Consider the following 11,963-nt stretch of genomic DNA (forward strand, 5'->3'; position numbering starts at 1 on the left):
CGGGAGCGGGGACGGAGCGGCACTGCCGGGCTACGACCTGCTCGTGCAGGCCGTCGGTGGGCTCATGAGCATCACCGGACCCGAGGCCGGTACGCCGACGAAGGTGGGTGTCGCGGTCGTCGACGTGCTCACCGGCCTGCACGCCCTCGCCGGCATCCTCGCCGCTCTGCATCATCGGGAGCGCACCGGCGAGGGGCAGCGCGTCGAGACCAACCTTCTTTCCGCGCTCCTGTCGTCGCTCGTCAATCAGGCGTCGGCGTACCTCGGTGCCGGGGTGGTGCCCGGCATCCTCGGAAACCGGCACCCCAGCATCGCCCCGTACGAGGTGTTCACGACCAAGGACCGGCCGCTGGCGCTGGCGGTGGGCAACGACAAGCAGTTCACGCGGCTCGCCGAGACGATCGGCGCGCCGGAGCTGGCCACCGATCCGCGCTTCCGCAGCAACCCGCTGCGCGTCGCACACCGCGAGGAACTGTGCGCCGAGATCACCTCGATCCTCGTCACGGCCGGGGCCGACCACTGGTACGACGAACTCTCCCGCGTGGGTGTTCCGGCCGGACCCATCAACGACGTCGCCGAGGCATTCGAGTTCGCGCGGCGTCTCGGCCTCGACGCCGTGGTGTCCGTGCCGGGAAGCGCCACGCCGCAGGTCGGAAATCCGTTGAGCTTCTCCAGGACTCCGGTCCGGTACCGTTCGGCCCCGCCACCCCTGGGTGGAGCCGCGGACTGACCGGCAGGAACCGGAGGAGTGCCCGTCCCGTCGCGTCCGGCCGCGGCGGGACGGGCGTCGTGCCGCACCGAACCGAACGGCGGGCGCCTCCGTCGTCCGTCCCCTCCCTCGATCAGGGATGCGCGACGGCGCGATCCTCGGGGGCGGGAACGGTGGCTGCGGGCCGTCGCAGACCGAAGGACTCGAAGCCGACGACGTACAGGAGCGTCACCAACGCGAACAGGTCCATGAATCCGAGGGCGTTGCCGTGCAGGCCGCCGGCGACGGCCGGCTCGTGGAGCACGATCTCGGCGATCACGTAGTAGTACAGGACGAACGTGGTCACGGCGAGGGCGAACGTGATCGCTGCGCGGGACAGCAGGTTCACCACGGCCCCGCCGCCCGTCGGCCTGTTACCGAAGGCGTTGGCCCACAGAATCATCCATGCGACCCAGCACACGCCCAGCTGGGCCGGGAACTGATCGAGCGGGAAGCCCGGTTCGGCTGCCGTGCCGGGTCCGACGAGCACCGCACACACCGCACGCAGTGCCGCGAACAGCACGGTGCCGAGCACGATGTTGCCGACCGTCGAGACCAGTGCGACCCGCATGCGGCTGCCGGCGAGCCGCCACGGCCAGTTCTCCCAGGTCTGTCCGGTGAGCACGATCGCGACGATGATCGAGTAGTACCAGCCGAGCAGTGTGTCGATGCCGAGCAGTGCTGTGCCTTCCCGAACCGTCTCCGAGACCGCGGGTACACCCAACACGAGATAGAGCAGTGCGGTGGGGACGAGGAGGGAGACGATCTCGCAGGCGCCGACCCACGGCTGTTTCAGGCCCAGATCGGTCCACGGCCAGTGTCCCCAGTTGAGCACCACCAGGACCCACGTGGAGAAGCCGAACAGGACGAACAACGCGCCCGTGAAGTAGCCCAGGCCGTCGGGACGCGCGGCCGCGTAGTCGGGATACAGGTGGCCGATTCCGCTCGCCAGGGCATACGTGACAACGACGGCGAAAGCCGATGCGGCGCCGAGGAACGCAATGCCGCGCCAGGGTTGCCGTAGCCGGTCGAATCCCCAGAGTTCGAGGTTGAATCCGGCCCACACGACGAACAGCAGGGCCCAGAACAGGGCGGCGTTGAACGGCAATGGATACAGGTCGAACGGGCTGAGCCGCGGGTCGGCGAGCAGATACCACGCCGCGACGGAGGCGGTGGTGATCACGGCGGTGTTGGCGACACCGAATCCGAGCCACCCCGGGGACGTGTCGGCGTGCGAGCGTTCGGGCATGGGGTACCGAAACCTTCTGTGATGCCCTCGAAACGAGGGGCGAGGGGAACGTCGGCCGAGGAGATCGGTGAGTGGTGTGGTGGCCGGAGTCGGCTGCCGGATCGCGGACCGTGTCCTCGAGGGTTCTTCGTCAGCTCCGCCGGCGCAGTTCGGGACCGGCCGTGGGAGCGTGGAGCATCGGAGTGTCCTTCCCGTGAGAATGCGACTCGTGAGAATGTGACTCGGAGCACACTCGAAACGATCGCGCGTCACAACTGTTGCGCCGCGTTGCATCCCCCGCTCGGGTCCGGATCGTCCGCCACGGCCGCCCGGCATCTCCCGGACCTCGACGGCCGCTCACCACTCCGACCGGGTGTGGATCGAGTCGAGGTCGCAGCGGTCAGCCGAAATGTTGGCTACAATTATGTACATGACGACTCTTCCGGTGGCCGAGGCGCGGGCGCAGTTCTCCCGTCTGGTCGACGAGGCCGAGCGCACCCACGAGCGGTTCGAGATCACCCGAAATGGGCACCGGGCCGCGGTGCTGCTCGGTGCCGACGACTACGACGCGCTGCGCGAGACCATTGCCGTGCTGGCCGAGAAGCCCCTGCTTGCCGACCACCTCACGGGAATGGCCGAGATCGAGGCCGGGGACAGCCTTGATGCCGCATCCCTCGCCGAGATCATGTCCGCGGGCAAGCCCGGCGACGAGTGAGCGTTCCCGGCGAGCCCTACACCCTGATCGTGGCCCGTACCGCTGCTCGTGCGCTCGAGCGGACCCCGCCCGAGAAGGTCGCCGCCGCGGTGTACGAGTTCCTCACCGGACCCCTCCTCGAAAACCCGCACCGGGTCGGCAAGGAACTCGCCCCACCGTTGGCACCGGCCTACTCCGCCCGCCGCGGCTCCTACCGGGTGCTGTACCTCATCGACGAGAACACCCGCCAGGTCCGAGTCACCGCGATCTCCCACCGCGCCGACGCGTACCGCACCTGAATCTTCCGGGGCGCGGCCGGGGTGAGGATCTCGTCGAGGCGCTGCGACCGGACGTCGGCACCTATCCGCCACCGCCGTCCAGCATCTCCCGGGCCTTGACGGCCAGCCACCACTCCACCCGGGTGTGGATCGAGTCGAGGTCGCGGCCGGTGAGTTCGGTGATGCGGGCGAGCCGGTTCCGCAGGGTGTGCCGGTGGATGCCCAGCGCGGCGGCGGTGCTCTCGGCCTGGCCGTTGTGCTCGAGGTACGCGGCGAGGGTCTCGACCAGTCTTCCGCTCGATCCGTGCTTCGCGTCGTAGGCATCGAGTGCTTCGAGTCCGGTGCGGGCGATGGCCTGCAGCGCGTCCGGGTCCTGCATGCCCAGCAACACCGAGAAGGTACCTAGCTCGGCGAACTCCACCGGTGTCCGGCCCCCGTTCCGCGCTGCCCTGACCGCCGAGAGAGCCTGCTGCACACTGGTGTTCGCGTCCTTCACGCCGCACGGACCGCCCAGCCCGCACCGGACCGGCCGGCCGAGCTGCGCGCGGACCCGGTCCTGGACCCGGGTCGCGATCTCGCGTGCCCGGTCGGCCGGCAGAACCACGGCGACATCCGCGCCGACCGAGGCCGCCAGATGGGGTACGCCCTCCGCGGCGAGGACCGCGCCGACCTGCCGTTCCGCCGGCAGCAGCGGGCCGACCTCCGTCAGCACGGCGACGGCGACGGTGTCGGTCGGTTCGAACCCGAAATAGCGGAGCAGGCCGGCGTCCATGCGTTCGGGTGCGTCGAAGAGTGTCCGGGTGACGACGGCCCGCAGCCGCTGTTCTGCGCTCTGCACCTTCGCGGGCTTGCCGAGCTCGATAGAGATCAGCGACACGGCGTGGGCGAGGAGCAGACGGTCGGCCGGCGGGAGCGGCTCCGCGGTGCCGACGGCGAGGTATCCGTAGAGGTCCTGGGCCGCCGCGATGCTCTGAACGGTGTAGTGCCCCGCGGCGTCGGCCAGCACCTTGCTCATCTGCCGCCGCCGCGGAGATCGGGACGCCGACTCCGCCACCCCGCGCGCATGCCGGACCGCCCGCGTCGTGTCCGACCCGTATTCGGCGAGTACGCGATCGTCGGCGTCGACGACGGCGACGGCTCCGGCGAGGGCCTGACCGAGCGCGGTCACGACCGCGGGCACACCCCCGCGCAGTGTGGCCCGGGCCAGCCGCTCCTGCTGATCGACGACCCGCTGCACCGCGCGGACCTGGTCGGCGGTCAGTTCGTCGATGACCGCCCGGGTGATGGCGATGAAGGGCGTCGAGGCGGGCACGGCGAGCACCGGGAACCCCAGCGCGTCACCCGCGGCGCGCAGACCGTCGGGCACGCGGTCGAACCGGGTTCCGGTGTCGAACGCCAAGGCCACGCAGCCGGCCCCCACCAGACCCTGGAGGTACGCGAACTGCTCGTCGGCGCCGGCGCCGATCTCCAGTCCGGTGGTCATCACGAGCTCTCCACCCGAGAGCCACGGGGTGGGGTCGGGAAGCTCGATCGGATGCGCCCACTCGATGACACGGTCTGCTCCGTCGCGACCCGCCACGAGAGTGAGCCCGAGCTCCGGCAGCGTCGTGAGCCGACGCACGGTGATGGCCATGATGACGATCCTTCCCCGCACCGGGCGGCTAGGAGGTGGGGTGTTCGGCGAGGACTTCGAGGGCCAGATGCACGTCGGTGACGTCCCGGGGGGAACGCAGGGACCGGCCCAGCAGGTCCTCGACTCGTTTCACCCGGTGCCGCACGGTATTCGGATGCAGGTTCAGCTCCCGCGCCGTCCGCCCCACGTCCAGGTCCCGGGCCAGGTGGAGCACGAGGAAATCGACCAGGTCGTCGTGGCCGTCGAGCAGTGGGGCCAGGACCGCGGTGGCGCGCGCGAGAGCGGGCCCCGGGTCGCGGCCCGCCAGCAACCAGTCCGCGAGGCTCACGTCCTCGAAGCGCTGGGTGCTGCGGCCGAGCCGCTCGGCGGCCCGTCGCGCCCAGCGCGCCTCGCGCAGTTTGTCGGGCCCGCGCGCGGGATCGGTGAACGGCTCGCTCGAGCCGCACGTCAACCCCTGTGGAAGGTTGTTCGACCAGGAGTCGAGAGCCTCCGCCCGGGCGGGGACCACTCCGACGAGGCCCCCCTCGCCCCGGGCGAGCAGCAGGGTCAGCCCGATGTCGCGGGCCAGCCCGGACACGTCCGTTTCGACGGCATCGAGCAGCGAGTTCGCCCGGAACACCCATCGGCGGTTGTCGTAGTCGGGTGCGGCGGACAAGGCCAGCATCCGCATATCGGGCTCGGGGCCGAACCGCAGCATCTCGAGCTGGTCCAGGACCGTGTCGGAATCGGCCGGATCGCCCGACGCCAGCGCCCGCACCAGTGCGGCGTGCCGCGCGCGGTTCTCGATGGTGGCGCGCTGGCGGGTGCGTTCGATCGTGTTGAGCAGCCTCAGCGACACCTCGACGGCGGGCGCGGTGAGCGGATCGGTGAGTTCGTTGCTCTTGGACGCGAGGGCGAACCAGTAGTGCTGGCCGCCCGGCGAGATCGAGTGCGCGCTCACCGACCATCGGCCCACCCGGAACAGCAGCCGGCCGTCCCGGCCGCGCAGCTGATTGCGGATCAGGTGCACCGGTGCGCCACCCGCCGAGGCCACGACGTCGCCGACCTCGTTGTAGAGGACCACGCTGCTGCGGAGCAGCCCGGCGAGCCGGGCCACGAGGTCGGCCTCCGGGGACTCGGCCGTCATCGCCTCGAGCAGGTGGTTCTGCATCTGCAGCGTGCGGCGCAGCAGCATCGAGTCCTGCGCCTGCGCCGCGGCATTGACGCGTCCGACCACCTCCATGAACGGCAGTTCCGGCGGGATCGCCACCACGGCGAACCGATGGCGCTCGGCCTCGTCGAGCAGGGGCCGGGGGACGTCGTCGGTGATCACCCCGACGCCGTACCCGAGCGCGGCGATGCCGGACCCCACGAGCTCGCGGATCAGTTCGCGATAGGCCTGCTGCGGGTGCTCGTGGCCGGGGAAGCGCGAGCCGGTGGTGAGCATCATCGACCCCGGCCGCAGCCATCGGGTCGGGTTCTCGATCTCGATCGGGTGCGCGCCGGTGATTCCCACGTTGGGGTCGGCATCGGTCGCCAGCCGGAGCCCGAGGTCGGGTTCGAGCAGCAGGTCGACGAGCCGGAAACGGTCCGGAAGCATGCCCGACATCTTTCTCCCATGGGTGTGAAGATCTCCAACGATTCGGGGAACTCGATTCACTTTCTCCAATTGATGGCCCCGCGACCAGGCCGAATACTGAGTTCCACCCGACCCAGGAGTATGACGATGATCACATCCCGCAATCCCCACCTGCGCGTCGCCGTGGACGTCGGAGGCACCTTCACGGACGTGTGCATCTTCGACGAGAGCGCATCGACCACCCGCATCGCGAAGGTTCCCTCGACCCCGGACGATCCCATGCGCGCCGTGATCGACGGTGTGCGCACCGCGGGCATCGACCTGACCGAGGTGACCCTGTTCTCCCACGGCACCACCGTCGCGACCAACGCGCTCATCACCCGCAACTTCCCGCCCGCGGCCCTCGTCACCACCCGCGGGTTCCGCGACGTGCTCGAGATCCGCGACGGCACCAAGGACGAGTTGTGGGACACGTACGTCGACGTCGGCACCCCCTACATCCGCCGCCGTGATCGGTACGAGGTCACCGAACGCATCGACTACGCCGGCGAGGTCGTCACCCCGCTCGACGAGTCGGAGGTCCGGGAGATCGCCCGCATCCTGCGCCGCAAGAACATCAAGACCGTCGCGGTGTGCCTGATCAACAGCTACGTCAACAGCGCACACGAGCAGCGCGTGCGGGCACTGCTCGAGGCCGAGCTGCCCGACGTCACCGTCTCGACCTCCAGCGAGATCCTCCCCGAGATCTTCGAGTACGACCGCGCCTCCACCACCGTCGCCAACGCCGTGCTCGCACCCCTGGTCAGCGGGTATGTCAACCGGCTCGAAGCGCAGCTGCGCACCGACGGATACGACGGCGACCTGCTCCTGCTCCATTCCGGCGGGGGCTCGATGACCCCCGCGATGGTGGAGAAGTATCCCGTCCGGCTCGCCGCCTCCGGCATCGCCGCCGGCGCGATCGCCGTGGCCGACATCGCCACCCGCTGCGGATACCCCAACGCGATCGGCCTGGACATGGGCGGTACCAGCACCGACATCTCGCTCGTCTACGACGGCGAGGTCCGCACCACCAAGCAGTGGCAGGTCGAGTACGGCTTCCCCATCTCCTTCCCCAGCATCGAGGTGCTCACCATCGGCGCCGGCGGCGGATCGCTGGCCTGGCTCGACGAGGCAGGCTCGCTGCGCAACGGGCCGCAGTCGGCCGGCGCCTCCCCCGGACCCGCCTGCTACCTGCGCGGCGGCACCGAGCCGACGAACACCGACGCCAACGTGCTGCTCGGCCGCCTGGGCACCACCCTCATCGGCGGCGGCCTCACCCTGGACGTGGCGGCCGCGGAGAACGCGATCAAGCAGAGCGTGGCCGGACCGCTCGGTCTCGACGCCGACACCGCGGCCGGCAACATCATCCAGGTGGCCAACGCCAACATGGCGGATGCGGTGCGGCTGTTGTCCATTCGGCGCGGCTACGATCCGCGCGACTTCGTCCTCGTCGTCTGCGGCGGCGCGGGCGCCCTGCACGGCGCGGCCCTCGCGAAGGAACTGTCCATTCCGACCGTCGTGGTGCCGCCCCATCCGGGCATCACCTCGGCGCAGGGGTGCCTGCTCGTCGACATCCGGCACGACCTGTCGGCCATGTTCCAGGGCCGCGTCGACGAGGTCGACACCACCGCGCTCGAGCGCGAATTCCTGCGGCTCGAGCAGGAGGGCACGCAGCGTCTCCGCCACGAGGGGGTCGAACCCGAACGGATGGTCCTCGATCGTCATATCAGCATGCGCTACGCGGGGCAGTGGCGTTCGCTCACCGTCGCGGCCGGCAGCGGCCCCGGCTTCCTCGCGGAGGCCGTCGAGCGGTTCCACGAGGAGCACGAACGGGACTACTCGTTCCGGCGCGACGACACACCCGTGGAGATCTACCAGATCGGGCTGCGCGCGGTGGGCACCACGCCGAAGCCGAACTTCCCGCGCACCTCCGAACCCACCACCGCGGAGCCGGCGCCCGTCGAGCGGCGCAACGTCTACTTCGACGAGGTGCGCGGCCGGCTCGACACCCCCGTCTTCGACCGCGACACACTGGAATTCGGTACGCGCATCCCCGGCCCGGCCGTGATCACCCAGCTCGACTCCACCACCGTCGTCCCCCCGGGGACCACCGCCACGATCGACGAGTGGGCGAACATCCGCATCGACATCCAGGAGACCCGATGACCACCACGTCCCCCACCCTCGATCCGGTCACCTTCGAGGTCCTCAAGAACGCGTTCGCCACCTCGGTCGACCTGATGTCCGAGCAGATCCTGCGCACCTGCTACTCGTTCGTCATCTACTCGCGGGACTTCTCCTCCGCGCTCTGCGACGCCGAGGGCAACACCGTGATGCAGGGCAGCCAGGACATCGCGGTCCACGTGGGCACCCTCCACTTTCAGTGCAAGGCCGTGCTCGAGGAATTCGGCTCCGACATCAACCCCGGCGACATCTTCATGGTCAACGACCCCTACCGGGGCGGCACCCACCTCAACGACGTCAGCTTCGTCCGGCCCATCTTCGCCGACGGCGTCCTCATCGCCTTCGCGCAGAACAAGGGTCACTGGGCCGACATCGGCGGCAGCGTCCCCGGGTCGTTCGACGTGACCGCCACCGAGCATTTCGGTGAGGGCCTGCGGATCACCCCGGTCCGGGTGTGGCACGAGGGCCGATTCCTGGCGGACGTCGCGAAACTGCTCGTTGCGAACACCCGGTCGCCGGAGATCAGCATGGGCGACCTGCACGCCCAGGCGGAGGCCACGGGCGTGTGTGAACGTGAAATCCACCGACTCGTCGACAAATACGGGCGCGGCACCGTCACCGACGCGATGCGCGAGGTCCAGGACTACGTCGAGCGCATCGTGCGCAGCCGGGTCGCCGACCTGCCGGACGGCACGTGGACCACCGAGGACTACCTCGACTCCGATCCCACCCGGCCCGAGGGGCTCGTCCCGATCCGCGTCACCATGACGATCGAGGGCGACCAGCTCAGCTACGACCTGACCGGCAGCGCACCGGCGGTCGCCAGCTTCCTCAACAGCGGCTACGGCACCGCGTTCTCCGGGATCGTGGCGGGCACCAAGTCGTTCTTCCCCGACGTGCCGCTGAACTCGGGCCTTTACAACGCGATCCGCACCGACCTCGGACCGGAGGGCACCGTCGTCAACGCGGGCTGGCCGCACGCGGTGACCGGGTTCTGCTCCGGTCCCTACGAGAAGATCATGAACGCGATCTTCGAACTGTGGTCGAAGGTCGTGCCCTCCCGCGCCATCGCGTGCTCGTTCAACCTCGAGTACCTGCTCGTCGGCGGCCGCGACGCCCGCACCGACGACCGGCCGTTCTTCATGTGGTACGACTGGATGGCCGGCGGCTGGGGCGGACGTAGCTCGAAGGACGGATCGAGCGCCACCGCACCGGTGTTCGGTATCGGCCTGGCCGTGCAGCCGTGCGAGGGGCAGGAACGCCTCACCCCCGTGCTGACCAGCGAGCACGCCATCATCACCGATTCCGGTGGACCCGGGGAATACCGCGGCGGGTGCGGCCTGTCCAAGGGCGGCATCCTCACCGACAGCGACAGCAGCGTGATGTCGTACTGCTGTGACCGTTCCCGCTCGGTCACCTGGGGCATCGAGGGCGGCCTGCCGTCCATCCCGCACGGTGTGTGGCTCAACCGCGGCACCCCCGAGGAGCGCTTCCTCGGGTCCGTGTTCTCGAATGTGCCGGTCCAGTCCGGAGATTCGTTCGAGCGGCCGTCGGCGGGCGGTGGTGGCTACGGGGATCCGCTGCAGCGGGACCCGGACGCCGTGCTCGAGGACGTGATCGACGGATATGTCTCCGTCGAGCGCGCCGCCCTGGACTACGGCGTCGTCGTCGTGCCGGTGGACCCCGAGATCGACCGCTACGAGCTCGACCACGACGCCACCGAGCGCGTCCGCGAGGAGATCCGCGTGTCGCGCAAGGGCTGGCTCGACGAGGACCCCGAAACCGTCGCCGCCCGCTACCGCAGCGGTGAGCTGTCCATGCTCGACCTCGTGCGCCGCTACGGCGTGATCGTCGACTGGGGTACCGGCGAGCTGCTGCCCACGACCACCGCCCAGTTCCGCGATCTGCTGCGGACCCGCTCCGTCGCGCACTGGTCCTGAAGCCCGTGCGGGGCAGTGTCACCGCTGCCCCGCAACGGGTTTCGCGCTCTCCACCCTCCCTCGAAGCTCCCCTGCCGAACCTCCCGCCCCCGGTGCCGCGGGCGGTCGTGCGCCCCTGCGCCGGTTCGGATTCCCTCCCCCCGAGAGGCGACCCCATGTCCGATCACCTCACCGAATCTGCTCCCGGATCCCCCGCGGAGCGGGAAATCGTGCCCGAATCCGGGCGTCTGTCCCGCTGGTCGCTGACGATGGCCTGGTGGGCCATGTTCAGCGCCATGTTCTGGCTCTACATCGCGGTTGCCTCGGCCGGCGCGGTCGGGGTACCGGCCACCCTCGCCGGGATGGCTGCCTCGATCGCCACCTTCGGCGTCGTCAATCTGGTGCTCTCCCGCTATGCGATCCACACCGGCCTGTCGGTCGAGCTGCTGTCCCGGCGCATGTTCGGCGCCGTCGGCTCACTGCTCGCCCCGGCGCTGTTCGCGGCCACCGCGCTCTACTACGGGGTCTTCGAGGGTTCCATCGTCGCCGTGGCTCTGCAGGAGTACTTCGGCGGCGACATCAGGCTGTGGTACCTGCTCTGCACGGTGTACATGATTCCCGTGGTGATCGGGGGTGTCGCCGCGTGGCTCGACAAGCTCAACGGGATCCTGCTGCCGTTCTATCTCGTCGGCATGGTCGCCGTCGTGGTGGCCGCGACCGTGCGCCAGGGCTACCCCACCGGATGGCTCACCGCCACGGTGGCATCGGGTCCGCTTCCGGGCTGGCTCACCGCCTACCTCGTCTACATGGGCGTCTGGGTGCTGATGATGTACACCTTCGACTACGCGAGGCTCGGTCGCCGCACCGACGCCGCCTTCCACGGCACCGTCACCTTCGGCTGGGTGTTCTATGCGCTGACCTTCGGTGTGAACGGGCTCGTCGGCCTCTATCTCCTCGGCGCCTGGGACATCGCCGGAACCGAGACCGGCGTGGTCGAGGCGGTCGTCGGCTCCCTCGGCTTCGCGGGGGTGCTGCTGATCATCGTGTCCCAGACCCGCATCAACTCGGCCAACTTCTATCTCGCCTCCACCAACCTCCAGGTGTTCGTCCACCGGGCACTGCGCATCGACGTGCCCCGAGCGGTGTGGGTGGTGGTCACCGCCGTGCTCGCATACCTGCTCATGCTCACCGACGTACTGGGGTACCTGCTGCAGGCCCTCGCCTGGCAGGGCGTGCTGATCACCGCCTGGGTGGCGATCGCGGTGGTCTACGTGCTGCGGGATCGGGGCCACGCCATGCCCCGCACCGCGTCCGGTGGGGCGCTGGCGTGGCTGATCTCCTCGGTCGCCGGCATCGCGCTCACCGTGCAGGAGGTCAGCGCGACGTGGGCGCAGCTCGCCCCGGTGGTGACGGTGCTGCTGGCCGCGGGCAGCTACGTGCTGCTCACCCCGCGGGTGACGGATCGTGCGCCCTCGGAACCCGAGGCGGCGCAGGGACCCGAAACGTCGCAGGCACCCGAGGCGGCGCCGGATGAGGCGCAGCCGGTCTGAATCCGGCGGACAATCGCCGCCACGGCGAGTGTGACACCGGCCCCTGTACGCGGCGGCCATGCCGTGGGTCACATCACGGCCATAGTGTTCTCCCATCCGAGCGACAGCGCCGCCGTAACGCCGGAACCGGCA

The 11,963-nt window shown here is 69.8% G+C and carries 9 protein-coding genes; 6 read left to right on the forward strand and 3 right to left on the reverse strand.

The window, feature by feature from the left end; genetic code table 11:
* On the forward strand, positions 1 to 730 hold a 730-nt coding region (locus tag AIIKEEIJ_RS06605; RefSeq protein WP_161995247.1), incomplete at its 5' end, for a CoA transferase.
* A gap of 112 nt (positions 731 to 842) precedes the next feature.
* Here the strand turns inward: AIIKEEIJ_RS06605 and AIIKEEIJ_RS06610 are convergent.
* Positions 843 to 1,997, reverse strand: coding sequence for a hypothetical protein (locus tag AIIKEEIJ_RS06610; protein WP_006932156.1), 1,155 nt, complete (start codon positions 1,995 to 1,997; stop codon positions 843 to 845).
* Between the two features lie 403 nt (positions 1,998 to 2,400).
* On the opposite strand from AIIKEEIJ_RS06610, the gene AIIKEEIJ_RS06615 reads away from it, so the two are divergent.
* Positions 2,401 to 2,691 carry a type II toxin-antitoxin system prevent-host-death family antitoxin gene (locus tag AIIKEEIJ_RS06615; RefSeq protein ID WP_161995248.1) on the forward strand — a complete coding sequence of 97 codons (291 nt, stop codon included), beginning with the start codon at positions 2,401 to 2,403 and terminating at the stop codon, positions 2,689 to 2,691.
* Complete coding sequence (locus tag AIIKEEIJ_RS06620; RefSeq protein ID WP_161995249.1) at positions 2,688 to 2,969, forward strand: type II toxin-antitoxin system RelE/ParE family toxin; 282 nt, start codon at positions 2,688 to 2,690, stop codon at positions 2,967 to 2,969. The genes AIIKEEIJ_RS06615 and AIIKEEIJ_RS06620 overlap by 4 nt, the downstream gene beginning before the upstream one ends.
* Before the next feature lie 61 nt (positions 2,970 to 3,030).
* Here AIIKEEIJ_RS06620 and AIIKEEIJ_RS06625 read toward each other — a convergent pair whose 3' ends face one another.
* Entirely contained in the window at positions 3,031 to 4,581 is a 1,551-nt protein-coding gene (locus AIIKEEIJ_RS06625) for a PucR family transcriptional regulator ligand-binding domain-containing protein (protein ID WP_161995250.1), read from the reverse strand.
* Positions 4,582 to 4,609: 28 nt separating this feature from the next.
* A complete protein-coding gene (locus AIIKEEIJ_RS06630; protein ID WP_006932166.1) occupies positions 4,610 to 6,169 on the reverse strand; it encodes a PucR family transcriptional regulator in 1,560 nt (519 codons plus the stop codon).
* A gap of 111 nt (positions 6,170 to 6,280) precedes the next feature.
* On the opposite strand from AIIKEEIJ_RS06630, the gene AIIKEEIJ_RS06635 reads away from it, so the two are divergent.
* The 3 genes from AIIKEEIJ_RS06635 (at position 6,281) to AIIKEEIJ_RS06645 (ending at position 11,831) form a co-directional block, all read left to right on the forward strand.
* Positions 6,281 to 8,344 (forward strand): hydantoinase/oxoprolinase family protein, encoded by a 2,064-nt coding sequence (locus AIIKEEIJ_RS06635; RefSeq protein ID WP_161995251.1) that lies wholly within the window; start codon positions 6,281 to 6,283, stop codon positions 8,342 to 8,344.
* Entirely contained in the window at positions 8,341 to 10,302 is a 1,962-nt protein-coding gene (locus AIIKEEIJ_RS06640) for a hydantoinase B/oxoprolinase family protein (RefSeq protein WP_161995252.1), read from the forward strand. The genes AIIKEEIJ_RS06635 and AIIKEEIJ_RS06640 overlap by 4 nt, the downstream gene beginning before the upstream one ends.
* A gap of 155 nt (positions 10,303 to 10,457) precedes the next feature.
* On the forward strand, positions 10,458 to 11,831 hold the full coding sequence (locus tag AIIKEEIJ_RS06645) for a purine-cytosine permease family protein (protein WP_102800242.1): 1,374 nt from the start codon (positions 10,458 to 10,460) through the stop codon (positions 11,829 to 11,831).
* The last annotated feature ends 132 nt before the right edge of the window (positions 11,832 to 11,963 follow it).

The sequence above is a fragment of the Rhodococcus sp. YH1 genome (genome assembly GCF_009939605.1).
GTDB lineage: Bacteria > Actinomycetota > Actinomycetes > Mycobacteriales > Mycobacteriaceae > Rhodococcus > Rhodococcus aetherivorans.

Coding starts and splice junctions, on each gene's coding strand:
- AIIKEEIJ_RS06625 (WP_161995250.1), bottom strand. CDS start 4,581: ATGGCCATCACCGTGCGTCGGCTCACGACGCTGCCGGAGCTCGGGCTC.
- AIIKEEIJ_RS06645 (WP_102800242.1), top strand. CDS start 10,458: ATGTCCGATCACCTCACCGAATCTGCTCCCGGATCCCCCGCGGAGCGG.
- AIIKEEIJ_RS06615 (WP_161995248.1), top strand. CDS start 2,401: ATGTACATGACGACTCTTCCGGTGGCCGAGGCGCGGGCGCAGTTCTCC.
- AIIKEEIJ_RS06630 (WP_006932166.1), bottom strand. CDS start 6,169: ATGTCGGGCATGCTTCCGGACCGTTTCCGGCTCGTCGACCTGCTGCTC.
- AIIKEEIJ_RS06640 (WP_161995252.1), top strand. CDS start 8,341: ATGACCACCACGTCCCCCACCCTCGATCCGGTCACCTTCGAGGTCCTC.
- AIIKEEIJ_RS06610 (WP_006932156.1), bottom strand. CDS start 1,997: ATGCCCGAACGCTCGCACGCCGACACGTCCCCGGGGTGGCTCGGATTC.
- AIIKEEIJ_RS06635 (WP_161995251.1), top strand. CDS start 6,281: ATGACGATGATCACATCCCGCAATCCCCACCTGCGCGTCGCCGTGGAC.